The following is an 18,169-nucleotide window of genomic DNA, read 5'->3' on the forward strand; positions in this document are numbered from 1 at the left end:
ACCCCGGCCGTGGCGGCGCACCGCGACCACGGCCAGCGCTCCTACCGAGAAGGCTGGAAAGCCGGGAATGCCTGAGAACATCGCCTCCCAGTATCGGGTGGCAGTCACGCGGACGCGGGCGGCGTCATATCCGGACGTCGCGCCCTTCTCGCCGGACACCGCCTATCCCGAGTACCCGCACGGGCACCTCGGCCCGGCGACGAACCAGGTGTACTCCGGCGTCCGCCGGGTCCTGGCGCTGGCCGGTATGGACGCGGCACACGTGGACACCGCCCGCTGGAATCCGCTGGGTGACTTCGTCCCACCGGGTGGGACGGTCGTCCTCAAACCCAATCTGGTGCGTGAACATCACCCGTGGGATCCGCAGGGCTGGCGGTACGTGCTCACCCACGGCTCCGTGGTGCGTGCCGTCGCCGACTACGCGTTCGCCGCGGTCGGGGGCGCCGGCCGGGTGGTGATCGCCGACGCACCGCAGACCGACTCGTCCTTCGCCGCGATCGTGAGCGTGCTCGGCCTGGACGAACTGCGCCGGTTCTACCGGGAGCGCGGGCTGCGCCTCGACCTGGTCGACCTGCGCCAGGAGGAGTGGACCACGGTCGACGACGTCGTCGTGGCCCGCCGCCGCCTGCCGGGCGACCCCGGCGGCGCGATCGCCTTCGACCTGGCCGCGGCCAGCGAGTTCGCCGACCACGGCGGAGCGGGCCGCTACTACGGCGCCGACTACGACAGCCGGGTGGTGAACTCCCACCACAGCGACGGCCGGCACGAGTACCTGCTCTCCGGCACGGCCCTGCGGGCCGACCTCGTGGTGAACCTCCCCAAGCTGAAAAGCCACAAGAAGGCCGGGATCACCCTCGCCCTGAAGAACCTGGTCGGGATCAACGCGGACAAGAACTGGTTACCGCACCACACCGAGGGCCGGCCCGACACCGGCGGCGACGAGCATCCCAGCCGCAGCTCCCGGCACTCGCTCGAGCGGGCCGTGGCCACCAGGCTGCGCCGGGTGGCCATGCTCTCCCCCCGCCTGGGCGGTGGCGTGCTGCGGCTGGCCCGCCACGGCGGCAGCCAGCTGTTCGGGGACGGTGACACCGTGGTACGCAGCGGTAACTGGTGGGGCAACGACACGGTGTGGCGCATGTGCCTCGACCTGAACAAGATCCTGGAGTACGGCCGGCCGGACGGCACCGTGGCCGACACCCCCGATCCGGACCGACGGCACATCGTCATCGTGGACGGGGTGATCGCCGGGCAGYGCAACGGCCCGATGAACCCCGACCCGCTGCCCGCCCGGTTACTGGCCTGCGGGACCACGCCGGCCGCGGTCGACGCGGCCGCGACGTACCTGTTCGGCTTCGACCCCGACCGGGTGCCGGTGGTCCGCCAGGCCTTCGCGTGCCGGAGCCTGCCGCTGGCCCACGGTGACTGGCGAGACATCGAGATCGTCTCTGACCACGATCCATGGCGTGGCGGCCTCGGATCGCTGCCGGTCGAGGCGGTCCTGCGGGCCGAGGCACACTTCGCCTGGCGGGGCCACGTCGAACACCAGCCACCCCCGGCGGTGCCCCGATGACCCGGGCACGGGCGGGTTCGGTGTTCGGGTCCCGGGCCGGCGCCGCCGCGTTCGACGCCGCCTGCGCCAGTCCGCTGGTGCGCGGCCACCTGCGCACGCTCGCCAGACTGGAGGCGGYCGAGGCGGCCGAGGTCCACCAGTGGCAGGTGTCCCGGCTGGCCCGCTTCCACCGGCGCTGGGGCCGGTCGGTGCCGTACTACCGGGCGCATCCGGAATATCTCCAGGCCTGTCTCCAGGGCCGGCTCGACGAGCTTCCGGTGCTGGGCAAGGAGACCGTCCGCGGCCTTGCCGGCTCCTTCAGCAGCCCGCGGGTGCCCGCCCGGCGGGTCACCACCGGCGGCACCGGCGGGCGGCCGCTGGACCTGCGGATCTCCTACGCGTCGTTCTTCACCGAGTGGGCCCACATCGCCCACGTGTGGGGACGGGCGGGAGTACGGCCGACCGACCCGAAGATCACTTTCCGGGGCAGCAGTCTCGGCGCAGGCTTCGCCGGCCAGCCGATCCTGTTCCAGCCGACGTACAACCACTTCCTGGTCTCCCCCTTCCACCTGTCGGACCGGACCTTCGCCGATCTGCTGGACCGGCTCGGCGACTTCCGGCCGGTGGCCGTCTGGGGGTACCCGTCGGCGGTCACACCGTTCGCCCACTGGGTGGCGCGGACCGGGCCGCACCGCGCGCTCAGCCGCGTCCGCGCGGTGCTGCTGGCCAGCGAGGGCGCCTTCGACTGGCAGGTGGCGCTCTTCCGGGAGGTCTTCTCGGCACCGGTGGTCCGCTGGTACGGCCAGAGCGAGAAGGTGGTGTTCGCCGGTGAGTGCCCCTGCCGCCCGGGCGCCTACCATCTCGCCCCCACCTACGGCCTCACCGAGGTCGTCGACGGACGGATCGTCGGCACCGGGATGACCAACGCCGCCATGCCGCTGGTGCGCTACGACACCGAGGACGCCGGCACCCTGCTGCCCCCGGGGTCGCGCGGCGCCCGCTGCGTCTGCGGCTCGTCGTTCCCGGTGCTCACCGACGTCCGCGGGCGCTGGGACCAGTCCCTGGTCTACGGGGCGGACGACGAGCCCATCTCCACCGCGGCCCTGAACTTCCACGACGGCGCCTTCGCCGTCTTCGACCGGTTCCAGTTCCGCCAGGAGCGTCGCGGCGAGGTGGAGCTGCGGGTGGCCGCCGCCCGGCCGCCGGCGGCCAGCGACCTGGCCCGGGCCCGCCACCTCCTGCAGGAGCGGGTGGGCGACCGCCTGCGGGTGTCGGTGGCCGTCGTCCCTCCTCAGGCGCTCCTGAGCGTCCGCGGAAAAGGCGTGATGGTGGATCAGCGCTATCGACCCGGCCCGGCCACGGAAATATCCCGACATGTCTGACCAGCAGGTCCCGGGCCACCGACAACATTTTTCGAACCGACCAGGGAGAGAAGTGAGACGAACGTGGACGTTATGAACGAATCCGCGGTCACGGGGGCGATGATGCCGGTGGTGGACCGCCCGGTCCTCGTCGACTGTGCCGGTGCCCGCATGGGTGGCGCACTGCGTTTTCTTCTTGAGCTCGACGGGCATCTGGCCAGAAGCGGTCACCCCAACATCCGGGTTATCGGCCGCGATCGGGCGATCACCCCGGCCTGGCTCGCCCGCCGTGAACGACCAGGGCGGTTCGCCCGGGTGATCGCACTCAACAACGTCGGGTTCACGCTGACGTCCGGAACGCGTTACGTGCTGCTCCGCAACGCGCTGCACTTTCTCCGGCCGGCTGAACTGGAGCGCATCGGCTCGTGGCTGGGCCCCCGGATGTCGCGGCAGACGCGGATCGTCCGGCAGACCGCTCGCCGCGCCGACATCGTGATCGTACCGGCCGCCAGCATGGCCGAACGGGTTCTCGACGCGGTTCCGGAACTGCTGTCCCGGCTGGCCATCCGCCCGCACCCGCTGTCAAAGCCCGACCACGTGCCCACGCGGCCGCGCGAACCGCACCTGCTGCTCTGCCCTGTGCTGTTCTCGCCGTGGAAGAACATGGCGACGGTACTGCGCCTGGTGGACCAGGCGGTCTCGGCGCTTGTCACCGACACCGGCATCGACCTGCGGGTCATCGTCACGGCGACCCGTGCGGAAGCCACCGCCGAGGGACTTGACGGCCATACCCGCCATCTGCAGTTCGTCGGCCGCCTGGCACCGCGGGAGCTGGCAGATTACCAGAACCGCTGCCGAGCGCTGATCTACCCGACGCGCATCGAGTCGTTCGGATACCCGCTGGCAGAGGCGCGGCTCGCCTCGGTGCCGGTGGTGGCGCTGGACATCGCCCACAACCGTGACATCGCGGGGCCTGTCCTGGTTCCGTACCAGCGGGAGGGAGCAACAGAGATCGCCGCGGCCATCCACCGCGCTCTGAACTCCACCTTCGTACCGGAAACGGTCAACCCGTTCGACCCGGACCACTATTTCAGCTGGCTACTCGGAACATCGGAAAAAGCAGCATAGTCAAGATCAGATCAGGCGCCGCACGGGCCGTGCGGACCGGCAGACGCGCTGTCCCCGTCTGCCGGTCCGGGCGCCCGGGGAGGCTGCCGCACAGCGTCCGCTCCCGAGCTCAGGGGCTGCCTGGCGGACGGCCATCGCCTGGACAAACAAAGCAGAGGCGACATCATGATTTTTCGATCTGTGTCGGCGCGGCCAGCACAGCCGTCGCTCCCGTATACGGTCTCTCCCAGAGCCGGTGTCGAGGTGTCGCCACCACCGGGGTCCGTACCGGTCACCGCAGTCATTCTGGCGCGTGACGAATGTCGGGACATCGCCCGGGCGGTCCGGTCGGTCGGGTGGTGCGGGCAGGTGGTGGTCGTCGACTCCGGCTCCACCGACGGGACACCCGACATCGCCCGGATGTTGGGCGCCACCGTGTGGGAGGAACCATGGCGCGGCTTTGCCGGCCAACGCGAGTGGGCAATGCGCCATCCCGATGTCCGGCACGACTGGGTGTACTTCCTCGACGCCGACGAGTGGGTTCCCGTCGAACTCGCGAAGGAGATCGCTGAACGGCTCGGGCGGGAGGACTGCGTCGCCTATGCCCACCGCTACCGGTTCTTCTTCCTCGGACGGTGGATGGCTCACTGCGGGTGGTACACCAACAGCTGGCAGGCCCGGCTGCTCGACCGGCGGTTCGCCTCGTTTGCCACCGCGGAGGAGTTCAGCGAACGCGCGTCGGTCAGGGGCACAACGCTGGCCCTCGAACATGACATCGTCAACCAGGACAGCAAGGGACTGGCCTCCTGGCTGCACAAACACATCGCCTATGCGGAACTGGAGGCGCGCCGTCGGGGCAGCTCCGCCAGACCGTTCCAGCGGCTCCGGCAGGCGCTCGTCGACAACCGGACGACGAACACCAGACCRCTGTCCCGGACCATCGCCCGCGACATCGTCTTTCCTCTGTTGCCCTTCAAGACACTGGCGATATTCTTCTACATGTATGTGTTCAGAAGCGGCTGGCGGGATGGCTGGCAGGGGCTGGCATTCTGCCTGCACCGAGCCTGGCACGAAAAGATGATCCATCTTCTGGGTACCCCCGCGGCGGCACCTCAGGAAGCTGTCTATCCCTTCGAGGCGACACACCCCAGAAACACACTGCCGTCTTCGCCTTCGGTGATCCACCAGGCCGGCTGAGCGTTCACCAGGTAGAACCTGGTGAACCGGCTGTGGTGGCCGGCGTGGACTCCACCCGGCGGAGTCGGTCGTGAAGGATTTCACTGACCGTTTCCTCAGAGGGTGTCCCATGTTGTGTGGTACGGACAGCGTGGGACACCCTCTTGACGTGGCGTACTTACTTTCCTGTGCGGCGGTCAGCCTCCGCCTTCGCCCGGCGGGAAGCCCTTCCGTCAGAACCGACGTGTCGGCCCGCCCGGGACCACCGCTTCAGAATCGACGTTCTTCCCCACGAACGCAAACCGAATGACCGCCACGCAGGCGACAATCTGGGTCGGCAGCGACGCGAGCAGGATGGCCACGTCGCTCTCCGACTTCACGAGCAGGAGCAGCAGCGGCAGGAAAAGGAGCATGAGCCTTGGGTCGACAGATGGGTGGAAGACCTTGTCGACGAGACGCATCATCGCGCCGAGGAAGATCATGCCAATCATCAGGACGATGATACCGCCGTGGACGTACAGGTCTGCCTGCGGCGTGATCGAGGCAGCGCTGTAAATACTGCTGTCCTGCCCCCAGTACTGCTGGTTGAAGCGATAGCCGGCGTTCAGCACCGGTTTGTCGTGCCATACCGCACGGGGTATCAGACCAAGCACGGGAGCGAACAGTAGTTCGCCGGGGTCACGGTATGGGAAAATCTCCGGCGTACGCTGGACAACAATAGCGACGGCATCAATTTCACGAATTCGTTCGAGCAGCGCAGAAAATGAGTCGAGTACCGTTTCTCGTGGGTCTTTCGGATCGAGCACCTCGCGCATGATCGATGGCGCGACACCGACCGCCTGAGTGGTGTCGAGCGCATGCGTGTGGGTCCTGACGGTGTCACGGTACTGCGCGTTGAACGGCATGACCACCAGCGTGAAGGCAAGCCCCGCCAGAACAGTCGACTTGACCGGAAATCCACGGCCCATGAGGGCGAAGACGACCGCGGGTCCGAAAATCGCCAGCAGAAAGCTCTGCTTCATGCCCCCGACGAGCCCGACGCCGATCTCCAGCGAGAGCAGGGTGACAAAAGTGAACCAGCGTCGGCCGCTCCGGTGTCGCGCGAGATCCATTGCCGCGACGATCAGGCTGAACGTTCCGCAGCTCGCAAGGACGCCAATTACCTGGGCGAATCGCGAAGAACCGTTCATGACCGCCGCCGGGTCGCCCAGGTAGGCGAAGTTTCCACTGCCGAGCTGAACCAACCGGGCGGCGGCCGCCACACCGGCCAGCACCCAGGGCACGGTGGCGAAGCGAAGCTCGAAGCCATGCCCCGGTGCGGCCAGGCGGCCCAGCCTCCTCCCGGCTCGCGTGGCGAGGGCACCGGGGCCGACCAGGTATCCCACGGTCCAGAAAACGAGGCCCACCATTACGAGCGTCAGACCCTCGAGAACGCTGTTTCGGTATACCTGACCGAGTAGCGAGCTCTCGGGCGGCTTTCGCCATGCCACCGACGCCGCCCCGAACGCGAGCGCGACCCATACGACGTATACCGGACCCATTCGGAGCGAGGCCAGCCCGAAACATCTTCCGGGGGCGCGCTGCGCGACAAGCCCGAGCGCCACCCCGGCGACGAGTACGACGCTCAGCGAACGCAACACCATGTCGGTGGACTGCGACACCGGAAAAATCCCGGCAAACAGGTACAGCAGGACCGCGAGAACAGCGCCGGCAACAGAAAGCAGTATCCCGCTGAAGGACAGTGGTTCTCGCTCACCCTGGGCACAGACGTTGGCCGGCACGGTCATACGAGGATCTCCAGCATACGGGTGAGCCGGATCTGGTAGGTGTGGTCAGAAAGTGACCGGGCGCTTGCCGCGTCGCCGATCGCCCGGCCGTACGCCGGCTCCGCAATCAACCGTCGCACGTGCGCCAGCAGTCGTTCGAACGTCGCGAAGGTCAGCACCTCACGGTCGACGTCGAAGAGTTCGGGCAGCACCTTGCGCTCTTCACAGATCACCGCCGCGCCACAGGCTGTTGCCTCGAAGAGGCGGCAGTTGACACCGTCGACCTCACCGGGATGAAGGTTGTTGAGTACCCCCACGGCTCCCCGGAAGATCCTCGCCTTTTCCTCCCTGACCACGTATCTGCCGGTGTGCGCCGCGGCCAGTCGCCGGTCGGTGAGCCAGCGTGGTATCGGTGGTCCGTAGATCCGGATCGGGACGTTCTGGTCCAACAGCCGGGACAGCAGACGCGCACGCGTGCCATAGACGTTGCCGACAACCGCGAGGTACGGCTGGTCGACCACGTCGGCCGGCGGTAGATGCCAGGTCGGATTGCACGCTTCCGGCAGATAATAAGCGGGAAGTCCCAGTACTTTCGCCCCGCGGGTGGCGAGCACGGGTTCCTTGAAGAAGACCGCGTCGTAGGCGCCGAGCACCATCAGCTGACGGTCGAGGTTCGCGACTCCGTCCGGAAACCACAGACACACTCTGGCACCCTGACGGCGCATTGCCTCGACCGCGGACGGCAGCAGCCGGCCGTCCACGGACACGACCACGTCAAGATCCAGATCGGCCACTCGACTGACGAGTCGACGTTGGAGCTGGTTGTCGAACCAGGCTATGCCGCGCCGTGCCGTGGTCAGGCAGGCGGTGGCATAGCGGCCGCGCACGCGGGGAACTGTCGGACCGAGTGCGTGGGCCTCGACGCCAAGCGCTGAGAGGCAGTGTCTGATGTTGTCCCCGAAATCGTCCGGCTGCGACGGACCGATCACGCCGACCCGCAGTGGTTTTCCCCTGGCGGCCTGGCTGTACGCGGGATCAGGGGTGGTCATGACGGCTGCCTCCGCAGGAGCTGACTGGTTGCTGAACGGACAAGATTGCTACCCACGACAAGCGCCATCGCGCCTATTCGACGCTTCGCGGCGTCGGGTGGCTGGCCAGACAGCCGGATGACTGCGCGCGCCAGGAGAAGAAACGCGACCGCATAGGCTCCGGTGGATGCAACCGCGGCGCCCACGACCCCGACACTCGGAACCAGGATGATGAGACCTACGGCGGTGCCCCCGGCCGCGACACCCTCACAACGCGCAATGGTCAACGACCTGTTCAGCCCACGCAGGATGTCACCCATGACGCGGTTGCATCCCAGCAGAACTCCACCTGGCGCGAGTATCCATACCAGCACGACAGCGGGCTGATAGCCTGGCCCGAGAAACGACGGGACAGCAAGGGGAGCAGCGGCGCAGACCACGACCGCACCCACACTCCCGACGGCCAGACTACCTATGATGGCGTAGGCGGCCACCTGACCGGGAGCCCCGTTTTCCTTCCCTTTCATCGCGGCGATGCGGGGCATCGCGACGTTGCCGAACGCTGTCGCGACCGGATAGCTCAGGAGGCTCAGGGACACGGCAACCGCATACCGCCCGAGATCAGCCGGGGTGACAAGGACGGCCAGTACGAGCTGGTCCATACGAGAGTTCACGAGATATGGAGCGGACGCGGTGAAGTTTGCTCCACCGTACGCGAAGAGCGGACGGAGAAGATCCCGACGAAACCGGCCGGTCCGCGGAATGTGGCGTCCTGAGATCGCGCGGGCCAGCACGGCCTGTAGTGTCGCGGTGAGGACCAGACTACCGACCGTATAACCCAGCGTACTTCTGTCCAGCACCGCAAGAATTACGATCGCCAACAGGTAGGTGGCCGGCTGGAAAACACGTAGCATATTCCAGAAACGGAGATCCTTAGCCTGCAGAGAAAAACTCCAGAGTCCCCCGACGAATATTATCGGCTGAGCCGCGAACGCCAGTTGGAACATGACCGCCGCGGGCCCGTGGAAGCCAATGATCATTGGCCCGAAAAAAATTCCCAGCGCACCGGTGACAAGCCMCAGGGAGAGCAACGCGGCAAAGCACGTGCGCATGACGTCGGGCGCTTCGTCCGGTCGATTGGCGACAAAGTAGCACACTGCCGCCGTGAGCCCGACCTCACCGATCATCGCGGCGGACATCAGATATGTCGAAATAGCCGCGTAGAAGCCTCGGTCCGATGGCCCAAGAAACCGAGCGGTCAACAGGCCCGTGGCCGTTCCAAAGGCCGTCGCCGCCACGCCTGCCGCGGCCGTCTCGCGAACCAGTCTCAGGTAGCCGCCGGCAGTCCGCGAGTCCCGATGCCGTGCCACGGTCAGGTCGTCTGATTTCGCGGGAACCGGGTGTTCTTGAGGGTGTCTATCAGCAGTTGGTGGCGGGGGACGTCGCGGCACAGGGCCAGYACGTTCTCGGACGGCACGGTGTCGGTGACCACTCTTATACCGGCGGGAGTCAGGCCGAAGAGCGTGTATCCGACCTCGGTGAGCTCCCGCATGATCTCCCCCGCGGCGGAGYCGGCACGATCCAGATGACCCGAAATCATCTCCATCAGAAGGACCGGCCGGCGGTTGCGCAACAGCTTGGAAGCTCCCCGGAGCACATCGAGCTCGTGACCCTCGACATCAATTTTCACGAAGTTCGGACAGGGATGATCTTCGACGTAGGTGTCAAGCGTGGTCACCGGTACGGTGATGTCGGGATCGGCGGCATCGGTGATGTGGGCCAGGCCGGACGCGTCGGAATAGATCTGTACACCGGCCTCGCCGACCGTGGCGCCCACCGCTGATCGAACTACTGTCACCCAGGACAGGGCGTTCTGGCGAACGAGGCTGTCGAGCAGGTCAGCGGTTCTGGGTACCGGTTCGAATGCCTGGACCGAACCGGTGGGGCCGACCAGATTCGCCGACCAGAGCGCATAGACCCCTATGTTGGCTCCGACGTCGTAGCAGACGTCCCCGGGTTTCAGAGCGGCTTCGAACACTCGGGCCAGAGCCGGCGGCCGGTACTGGAGGGCGAGCAGGGCGCGCACCGATCCGTCGCGCGAGTCGTCCACGCTGAAAGTCAGTCCGTTTGTGAGCCGGCCGTCCAACAAGCCGTTGAACACCGCCGTCCCCCGGATCAACCCGCTGACCCGATCCACGCCTCTGACATCGGGTGCACGCGCGGCGACCCACGCCGCGAGATGCCAGCGAAGCGGACCAGATCTCATGCTTCCTCCTCTCAGCACACCAACCATGAGCATAGTGTGCCATATCAGTCACCCTTCGTAGTGTGACTGTCGGACGGCGTGTCTCGCCACAGCCCCGTGAACGGGGGCCCGCGGCATCCGCGATCCGCTCCGGTTACCAGGACGGAAGGGCCGAGGCAGCCTGCCTCCGGCAGGCATCCGAAACAGTATTTTTCAGTCACCGCGGCCGCCCCCGAACAACCGCCCCGTCACTGGCCAACAACCACGTCGGTGAACGGCAGGCGGGATTCGACGGCCGGGAAGACGACGAAAAGCAGGACGCCGGCCACCACCAGGACGAGCAGGACCATCAGCACCGCCTTCGCGGCGGATCCACCGGGAAGATGACGGAAGATCCATCCGTACACCTGTCACCCCCCGGTCAGTTCGGGTGGCGACCCAGCCGACTTCGGCCAGGTATCGGTGAGTTCGCCGAAAACAATCAGCCGGGTCCTGGCTGAATATTTCGGATTGCAGGTCGTAAACGTCAACAGGCTTTTTGTGGGTGGTACGCCGGGCTGCTCGGGCACCGGCAGGATAACATCCGTCCGTGTGGGGTCGACCACATCCGAGCCCGTCACCCGGTAGATGAAATAGCGGTCCCGTACCTCGACGACGACCGGCTCCCCGATCCGCAGCTCGTCCAGCCGGTTGAACGGGCGACCATATGTGGTGCGATGCCCGGATACGACGAAATTGCCGACATCGCCGGGCCATGCCGTCCCCGGATAGTGCCCGGGGCCCTCCCGTAACGCGCTGGCCGACACCCCCTCGACGACGACCGGAGCGTAGCCGCTGCCGAAACGAGGTATGTGTAGCACGGCCACAGCGTCACCAGGGGTCGGGGCCGCCGGCCGTGACCCCGACGAAGTCCCCGGCCCTACCGTGGGGGCCGCGCTCGCCCACTGCCGGGACAGTTYGGAGCGCAGCCGGTTCTGGGTGTGCGCCTGCGTCATGTCGGTGACCCACAGCTCGTAGACCACGAAAAGCGCCACCACGGCCCCTACAGTGATCAACAGCTCGCCGAGGCCACGCACGAGGCATCCGGACAGCCCTCCGCCAGCGCGTGGCACGGGCTGGCGGGTGGATCGGCCAGGYACGGGCTGTCGGCCATCCGCGCTGATCCGCCTGCCGGGCGGACGCGTCAGCCGCGCCGCTGCCCCCGGCGCGGCGGCGGGCCCGGTGGCGTCCGTCCGTGGCTCGTTCCAGGACTCTGAGACGCTCCGGTACCGCGGAGGAGGCAGCGCAGTACCCATGTCAGCACTTTAAGTCATCAGATGGCTACTATCCCACTCAGACCCGCGGGGTGGCTCCAACCGATTTGCCGGCGTCAGGACACAGCCGGCCAGAGCACAGCCGGCCAAGGCCAGAGTCGGCCAGAGCACAGCCGGCCAGAACACAGCCACGAGGCTGACGGCCGTCAGCCAGGATCCGCGACAGGGCGCCGCTGGTCGGCGTGCCGGTCGAGCATCCATGCCAGTACACCGGTCACCACCACCGCGACAGCCACACCACCGACGACATCGGTGGCGTAGTGGTAGCGCAACACGACCACGCCGACGCCGACACCGCCGCTGAGAAGGGCCGCCACATACCAGAGCAGAACACGCACGAACCCCGGAAGCCTCCGCCGCAGCGCGGCACCGGGTAGCAGGAGCAGCACGAGGACGACCGCGACCGCACAGGCACCGGTCGTATGTCCGCTGGGAAAGGCGAGCCCGCCGCTCAGCCGGCGGTCGATCAGCGGTTTGAGAACCCACTCCGTGAGTGCCGCGGCCGAGATCGGCCCGAACAGACTGAGCAGGGCCGCCCGACGAGCCCGAAACGCCATACACAGCCCCGCCAGCGCGACGGAGGCCAGCACGACGCTCCCCGGATCTCCCAGCTGGACGACTGCCTCAAACAGGCGCGGGTGCCGGCCGAAGTGGTGGGCCAACCGCGAGTCGACCACCCCGTCGACATAGCTGGGGCCGCTCCGGCCCGCCAGCTCCCAGGACAGAACCCCCAGGACGAGCAGGCACGGCAGCACGATCGACGCCCACAACCGTTGACGCAGCAGGGGCGGCAGCAGCGGACTCGGTGACACCGGCGATGCACCGGACTACGGCGGCGGTGACAGGGTACCCCGTAGGTCGTCTACTCCAGGTAGTCGCGCAGCTTCTGGGACCGGGACGGGTGGCGCAGCTTCGACAGCGTCTTCGACTCGATCTGCCTGATGCGTTCGCGGGTGACCCCGAACTCCCGGCCGACCTCCTCCAACGTGCGCGGATGGCCGTCGGTGAGCCCGAAGCGCAACTGGATGACCTTCTTCTCCCGGTCGGAGAGCGTGTGCAGGACCGAGTCGAGCTGTTCCTGCAGCAGGATGAAGCTGGCCGCGTCGACCGGCACGACCGCGTCGCAGTCCTCGATGAAGTCGCCGAGGTGGGAGTCCTCCTCCTCACCGATCGGCGTCTCCAGGGAGACCGGCTCCTGGGACACCTTGAGGATCTCACGCACCTTGTCGGGTGTGAGATCCATTTCCTTGGCGATCTCCTCCGGGCTCGGCTCACGACCGAGGTCCTGCAGGAGCTGCCGCTGGATGCGGATCAGCTTGTTGATCGTCTCGACCATGTGCACCGGGATGCGGATGGTGCGTGCCTGGTCGGCGATGGCCCGGGTGATCGCCTGCCGGATCCACCAGGTGGCGTAGGTGGAGAACTTGTAGCCCTTGGTGTAGTCGAACTTCTCCACCGCGCGGATCAGACCGAGGTTGCCCTCCTGGATGAGGTCCAGGAACAGCATGCCGCGGCCCACGTAGCGCTTGGCGATCGACACCACCAGCCGCAGGTTCGCCTCGACGAGCTTGCGCTTGGCGATCTGCCCGTCGCGTTCGATCGCCTCCAGGTCGCGGCGCATCTGCGGGGAGGTCTTGCGGGTGGCCGCCGCGAGCTTCTCGGAGGCGAACAGGCCGGCCTCGATCCGCTTGGCGAGGTCGACCTCCTCCTCCGCGGTCAGCAGCGGGACCTTGCCGATCTCCTTGAGGTACATGCGCACCGGGTCGGAGGTCGGCGCCTTGAGCGCCAGCTCCTCCTCCTCACGACGACGCCGGGCGAGCAGGTCGTTCTCCTCGGCGTCCTCCCCACCCGCCTCGAGAATCTCGATGCCCTCGTCGTTGAGGACCTGCAGGACGGCGTCGGTCTGCTCCGGTGGCAGCTCGGCCGCCTGGAGGGCGACCGTGACGTCCTCGGTAGTGAGGAAACCGATCTCCTTGCCTCGGGTGATGAGGTCCTTGACCTCGTCCACCTGGGCTTCGCGCGGTAGGACGGCTGGACTCATGGTCGGAATCTCGTCACTTCCTTCTCGGGATCGACCCAGGTTACGCGGCACCCAGGCCCCGCTCCCGGAGTTGGCGCTTGTGCTGTTCCAAGGCGATCAGCTCACCATATGCGCGTCTGAACGTCTCGGCGTCGGTTACGGGATTGAGCCGCTGCACACGCGACTTCAGATCCGCAATGCGACGGGTCACCTGCAACTCCTGTACGCGTGACATCTGCTCATCGACATACCGGTCGTCCACATCGTGGTCACAGAACACCGCCTCCACGGCAAGCTCGATGACGAACCGCCGAAGCTCGTCCTGCCCGGCCGCCTCCACCACCGTCTTGACCCAGGTCTGGACGTCACCAGCGGCGGGCAGACCGGCGCACACACCGCCCRCGGCAACGATCACCTCACGGACGGCGCGGTGCTCCTGGACCGTGAACAGCTCCGGGGAGAGCGTGTCGAACACCGGGCCGGCAAGYCCCGGATACTGGAGGGCGACCTTGAGTACCTCCCGTTCCACCGCCACGACAGTGTCGTCCGCGACGGCGTCATGCCGACGCGGCAGCTCGGCCCGGCCGCCGGCGCGACCGCCGCGCGCCGCGTGGTCGCCCTGGCCGTGGGCAGGGCCGTCGAGGGACGCCGTACCACCGGCGGCCCCTCGTGGCCGATGCTCAGCGACCCGCCGCACCACGAACTCCTCGTCCAGAAAACCAAGCCAGTTATCCAGATTAACCGCGTAACGGTGTCGTAGCCCTCGATCCTTCAATCTGTTGATCAGAGGGGCGGCCGCGTCGATCGCGGCCAGACGTCCCTCGGTGGTGTCGAGGTCGAACCCGGCCAGCTTCCCGCGGATGGCGAACTCCACCAGCGGGAGGCGGGAGGCGACCAGGTCACGCACGGCCACGTCCCCGCGCTGGACGCGCAGATCGCACGGATCCAGCCCGGACGGCTCGATCGCCACGAAGGTCTGGGTGACGAAACGCTCCTCGAACTCGAACGCCCGGATGGCGGCCTTGCGGCCCGCCTCGTCGCCGTCGAAGGTGAACACGACCTCGCCGCGGTGCTCGCTCTGGTCCATCAGCAGCCGCCGCAGCACCGTCACGTGCTCGCTGCCGAACGCGGTGCCGCAGGAGGCGACCGCGGTCGGCACCCCGGCGAGGTGGCAGGCCATCACGTCGGTGTAACCCTCGACGACGACGACCTGGTACCGCCGGGCGATCTCCCGCCGGRCCAGGTCGGCCCCGTAGAGCAGGTTGGCCTTCTTGAACAGCGGGGTCTCGGGTGTGTTGAGGTACTTCGGCCCGGGGTCGTCGGCGGCGAGACGGCGGGCGCCGAACCCGACCACGTCCCCGGCGAGATCGCGGATCGGCCAGACCAGCCGGCGGTGGAACCGGTCGATGAGGCTGCCGCGGCTGCTCTGCTTGGCCAGGCCACCGAGGACGAGCTCCGCGGCGGTGAAGTGCCGGCCCATCAGGTGACGGGTGAGCGTGTCCCAGCCGGCGGGCGCGTAACCGACGCCGAACCGCGCCGCCGCCTCCTGGTCGAAGCCGCGGGCGGCGAGGAAGGCCCGGCCATCGCCGGCCTCGGCGCCGGCCAGCCGCTCGGCGTAGAACTCCGCGGCCGCCCGGTGGGCGTCGAGCAGCCGCTGGCGCTGGCTGGTGACCGCGCGGCTGGTCACTCCCCCACCCTCGTAGGTAAGGGTGATCCCGGCACGGCGGGCCAGCCGTTCGACCGCCTCCGGGAAGGACAGCCCGTCGATGGCCCGCACGAAGGCGATCACGTCGCCGCCGACGCCACAGCCGAAGCAGTGGTAGGCGCCGACCTGCGGCCGGACGTTGAACGATGGCGTCTTCTCGTCGTGGAACGGGCACAGGCCCCGCAGCTGGCCGCTGCCGACCGGGCGGAGCTGCACGTAGTCGCCGATGATGTCGGCGATCGGCGAGCGGTCACGCACGGCAGCGACATCGGCGTCACGGATGCGTCCGGCCACACGTCCCTCCCTGCGTCCCGGGTGGAGCGCCAGCGGGCTGGTGTCACGGAGGCCGTCCGGCGCAGCACCTTGTGTCACCACCGGGTGTCACCACCGGCCGTCAGCCCTCCGGAAGGCAGCCCTCCGGAAGACTGTCCGGGCCCCCGCAGACCCGCATTCTTCCCCGATGTTACTTGTCATCTGGACCGCAGTGCCGATCTTACGACCGCAGCATGTAACACGCCGTGTCCCGGACGCTCCCAACGGGCCGGCGACGCGCCGGTCGGCGTCCGGCACCGCCGGGCACCGCGGCACCGTCACGCGGCCGGCGGCAGGGGGTCACAGCCGGTCCCGGAGCCGTCCGCGCGGAGCGTGACCGGCCACGCGATCCACGGGCCGGGCGGCCACCGCCGGGGCGGCGCCGTCCACACGGGCCGTCCACACGAAGCAGGCCGCGGGAGACAGTCCGTGAGAGCGCTGCTTCCAGGGCGGGGACGCCGTCACAGAACCGCCGGCCAGCGCCGGCCGGTCAGTTGCGCGTGGCGACGGCCCGCGCTGGCGTCGGTGAGCCGGGCGATCTGGTCGACGACCACCCGTAGCCTTGCCGCGTCGTCGCGGGCGGCGGCCCAGGCCGGCCGCAGCAGCGGGTCGAGCGCCTCCGGCGCGCGCGCGAGCAGCAGCGCGACAAGCTCCGCGATGACCTCCCGCTGGCGCCGTTGGCGCTCGTGCGCGTCCCGGCGGTCCATGACGAAGGAGGCGGTCACCCCCTTGAGCAGCGCGCACTCGGCGACGGTCGGGGCGGGCACGACCAGGTCGGCGTGGTAACGGCGCAGCGGCAGGTCGCCGTGCGCCTCCCGGGTGGCGCGGACCGCCGCCATGCACAGGCGCGCGATCAGCTCGCTGGTCATCGTCCGGACCGCGCGCAGCGCGTCCGGCGTGGTGGCCGGCCCGGTCACCCACCACGGCTGTCGGCGCAGCCGGTCCAGCGCCTCGCCCACCGCCGCCGCCGGCGCCACCGGGTAGCGCGGCGCGGTCGAGGCGACCAGTTCGGCCCGCCGTCCCGGATCCTCCAGCCGGCCCAGGTCGATCAGGCCGGCGACCACTCCGTCCTCCAGGTCGTGGACGCTGTAGGCCACGTCGTCGGCCCAGTCCATGATCTGAGCCTCCATGCAGCGCCGGCCGGCCGGCGCGCCGTCGCGGACCCAGTCGAAGATCGGCAGATCGTCGGCGTATACACCGAACTTCGGCGTGTCGGGCCGCCGTGCCCACGGATACTTCAGGGACGCGTCCAGCGTCGCCCGGGTGAGGTTCAGGCCGGCGTCCCGCCCGCGGACGTCGACGACCTTGACCTCCAACCGGGTCAGCTCCCGCAGGCTCTGCGCGTTGCCCTCGAACCCCCCGCACTCCCCGGCGGCCGCGTCCAGCGCGGCTTCGCCGTTGTGGCCGAAGGGGGGGTGGCCGATGTCGTGGGCGAGGCAGGCCGCGTCGACCAGGTCCGGGTCGGCGCCCAGCGAGCGGGCCAGGCCCCGGCCGACCTGAGCGGTCTCCAGGGAATGGGTCAGGCGGGTGCGCGGGAAGTCGTCGTCGAGCGGGCCCACCACCTGGGTCTTGCCGGCCAGCCTGCGCAAGGCGCTGGAATGTAGGACACGCGCGCGGTCCCGCTCGAACCAGGTCCGATCGTCCGGTGTACTCTTCTGTCGCTCCTCGCCCCAACGGACCACGTCGGACGCGGCGTACCACCTCTTGGCCACAAGCCCGAGCGTATAGGCGCGATTTCCGTACGTCCGAGGTGCGAAGCGGCGATACTTTGTGGTCAGCCCGCCCAACTTCGGCCCGGAGGCCCGCCGTGGACAAGATCGTCAGATACGGTCTCATCGCGTTCGTCATTTTCTTCGTCGTGAGYTTTCCCGCGAGCGCCGCCAGCATCATCGAGCGGGCCATCGACGGACTGGAGTCTGTTGGTAACGGTTTGTCAGACTTCGTCACCGACACCGTTCTGTGAAGCTAAGGTGAGCCAGCAACCCGATCCGGGAGACGATGGCCATGGTGAGAATCCGGATCCCTGACCCCACCGCCAGGGACGACAAGTACCTCGCCACCCGGGAGCGGCTGGTCGTGAAGGTCCGGATGCACTGGGCGATCCTGCTCACCGTCTTTCTACAGACCCTGGCGTCCGTCATCGGCGTGATCCTGCTCGTGATTCTGTTGAACGGCCTGGACGCCAGCGGGTACGTTTTGGCGCTGCCCTGGTGGTTCGCGCTCTTCATGATCCTCAGGATGCTGTGGAAAGTCGCCGACTGGCACTTCGAGCACCTGATGGTCACGGACAAGCGTCTGCTGAAGGTGTCCGGGATTTTTTTCCGCAAGGTGCAGACCATGCCATTGGAAAAAGTGACGGACCTCACCTACAACCGGGACCCGATGGGCCGACTTCTCGGATACGGCGAGTTCATCGTCGAATCCGCCGGGCAGGACCAGGCCCTGTCGAAGATCCAGTTCTTGCCCCGCCCGGACCGGCTCTACCTGACGATGTGCGACATGATGTTCGGAGGTGCGCCGGCGCCCAGCGGTTCGGACGACTGACCTCACCTGGACGCCCCGCCCGTACGACGGCGGCTCCTGGYCT

At 68.1% G+C, this 18,169-nt stretch carries 15 protein-coding genes; 6 read left to right on the plus strand and 9 right to left on the minus strand.

Features of this window, described 5'->3' with window-relative positions:
- Window positions 1–67: 67 nt before the first annotated feature.
- The 4 genes from BL254_RS06355 to BL254_RS06370 all read left to right on the plus strand — a co-directional run bounded on the left by BL254_RS06355 (window position 68) and on the right by BL254_RS06370 (window position 5,214).
- Window positions 68–1,570 carry a DUF362 domain-containing protein gene (locus tag BL254_RS06355; RefSeq protein ID WP_083730876.1) on the plus strand — a complete coding sequence of 501 codons (1,503 nt, stop codon included), beginning with the start codon at window positions 68–70 and terminating at the stop codon, window positions 1,568–1,570.
- Entirely contained in the window at window positions 1,567–2,931 is a 1,365-nt protein-coding gene (locus BL254_RS06360) for a phenylacetate--CoA ligase family protein (RefSeq protein ID WP_076842775.1), read from the plus strand. The genes BL254_RS06355 and BL254_RS06360 overlap by 4 nt, the downstream gene beginning before the upstream one ends.
- 72 nt (window positions 2,932–3,003) lie before the next feature.
- Window positions 3,004–4,038 carry a glycosyltransferase gene (locus tag BL254_RS06365; RefSeq protein ID WP_235433429.1) on the plus strand — a complete coding sequence of 345 codons (1,035 nt, stop codon included), beginning with the start codon at window positions 3,004–3,006 and terminating at the stop codon, window positions 4,036–4,038.
- Window positions 4,039–4,386: 348 nt separating this feature from the next.
- On the plus strand, window positions 4,387–5,214 hold the full coding sequence (locus BL254_RS06370) for a glycosyltransferase family 2 protein (protein WP_235433414.1): 828 nt from the start codon (window positions 4,387–4,389) through the stop codon (window positions 5,212–5,214).
- Window positions 5,215–5,426: 212 nt separating this feature from the next.
- Here the strand turns inward: BL254_RS06370 and BL254_RS06375 are convergent, their stop codons facing one another.
- The 9 genes from BL254_RS06375 to BL254_RS06415 form a co-directional block, all read right to left on the minus strand.
- The gene (locus BL254_RS06375; RefSeq protein WP_047222429.1) at window positions 5,427–6,980 is read right to left on the minus strand and encodes a hypothetical protein; all 1,554 of its coding nucleotides are present in this window, start codon (window positions 6,978–6,980) and stop codon (window positions 5,427–5,429) included.
- Window positions 6,977–8,008, minus strand: coding sequence for a glycosyltransferase (locus BL254_RS06380; RefSeq protein WP_047222430.1), 1,032 nt, complete (start codon window positions 8,006–8,008; stop codon window positions 6,977–6,979). The genes BL254_RS06375 and BL254_RS06380 overlap by 4 nt, the downstream gene beginning before the upstream one ends.
- Window positions 8,005–9,357, minus strand: a complete 1,353-nt coding sequence (locus tag BL254_RS06385) for an oligosaccharide flippase family protein (protein ID WP_076842776.1) — start codon at window positions 9,355–9,357, stop codon at window positions 8,005–8,007. The genes BL254_RS06380 and BL254_RS06385 overlap by 4 nt, the downstream gene beginning before the upstream one ends.
- Window positions 9,358–9,359: 2 nt before the next feature.
- On the minus strand, window positions 9,360–10,253 hold the full coding sequence (locus BL254_RS06390) for an FkbM family methyltransferase (protein ID WP_254857850.1): 894 nt from the start codon (window positions 10,251–10,253) through the stop codon (window positions 9,360–9,362).
- 389 nt (window positions 10,254–10,642) lie between these two features.
- Entirely contained in the window at window positions 10,643–11,308 is a 666-nt protein-coding gene (locus BL254_RS06395) for a class E sortase (RefSeq protein ID WP_254857853.1), read from the minus strand.
- A 383-nt stretch (window positions 11,309–11,691) separates the two neighbouring features.
- Entirely contained in the window at window positions 11,692–12,357 is a 666-nt protein-coding gene (locus BL254_RS06400) for a phosphatase PAP2 family protein (RefSeq protein ID WP_052914464.1), read from the minus strand.
- A 50-nt stretch (window positions 12,358–12,407) separates the two neighbouring features.
- Window positions 12,408–13,586 (minus strand): RNA polymerase sigma factor, encoded by a 1,179-nt coding sequence (locus tag BL254_RS06405; protein WP_047222433.1) that lies wholly within the window; start codon window positions 13,584–13,586, stop codon window positions 12,408–12,410.
- A 40-nt stretch (window positions 13,587–13,626) separates the two neighbouring features.
- Window positions 13,627–15,564, minus strand: coding sequence for a DNA primase (gene dnaG / locus BL254_RS06410; protein WP_076842778.1), 1,938 nt, complete (start codon window positions 15,562–15,564; stop codon window positions 13,627–13,629).
- Between the two features lie 479 nt (window positions 15,565–16,043).
- Window positions 16,044–17,294 carry a deoxyguanosinetriphosphate triphosphohydrolase gene (locus BL254_RS06415; RefSeq protein WP_047222434.1) on the minus strand — a complete coding sequence of 417 codons (1,251 nt, stop codon included), beginning with the start codon at window positions 17,292–17,294 and terminating at the stop codon, window positions 16,044–16,046.
- 95 nt (window positions 17,295–17,389) lie between these two features.
- Here BL254_RS06415 and BL254_RS26885 point away from each other — a divergent pair, with 95 nt between their 5' ends.
- A complete protein-coding gene (locus tag BL254_RS26885) occupies window positions 17,390–17,545 on the plus strand; it encodes a hypothetical protein (RefSeq protein WP_175648303.1) in 156 nt (51 codons plus the stop codon).
- Between the two features lie 41 nt (window positions 17,546–17,586).
- Window positions 17,587–18,126, plus strand: a complete 540-nt coding sequence (locus BL254_RS06420; protein ID WP_047222435.1) for a PH domain-containing protein — start codon at window positions 17,587–17,589, stop codon at window positions 18,124–18,126.
- The last annotated feature ends 43 nt before the right edge of the window (window positions 18,127–18,169 follow it).

It is taken from the genome of Protofrankia sp. BMG5.30, from assembly GCF_001983005.1.
Classification (GTDB): domain Bacteria; phylum Actinomycetota; class Actinomycetes; order Frankiales; family Frankiaceae; genus Protofrankia; species Protofrankia coriariae.

Excerpts from the sequence above, each read along its gene's own strand:
- BL254_RS06380 (WP_047222430.1), bottom strand. The coding sequence starts at position 8,008 with ATGACCACCCCTGATCCCGCGTACAGCCAGGCCGCCAGGGGAAAACCA.
- BL254_RS06365 (WP_235433429.1), top strand. The coding sequence starts at position 3,004 with ATGAACGAATCCGCGGTCACGGGGGCGATGATGCCGGTGGTGGACCGC.
- BL254_RS06375 (WP_047222429.1), bottom strand. The coding sequence starts at position 6,980 with ATGACCGTGCCGGCCAACGTCTGTGCCCAGGGTGAGCGAGAACCACTG.
- BL254_RS06405 (WP_047222433.1), bottom strand. The coding sequence starts at position 13,586 with ATGAGTCCAGCCGTCCTACCGCGCGAAGCCCAGGTGGACGAGGTCAAG.
- BL254_RS06420 (WP_047222435.1), top strand. The coding sequence starts at position 17,587 with ATGGTGAGAATCCGGATCCCTGACCCCACCGCCAGGGACGACAAGTAC.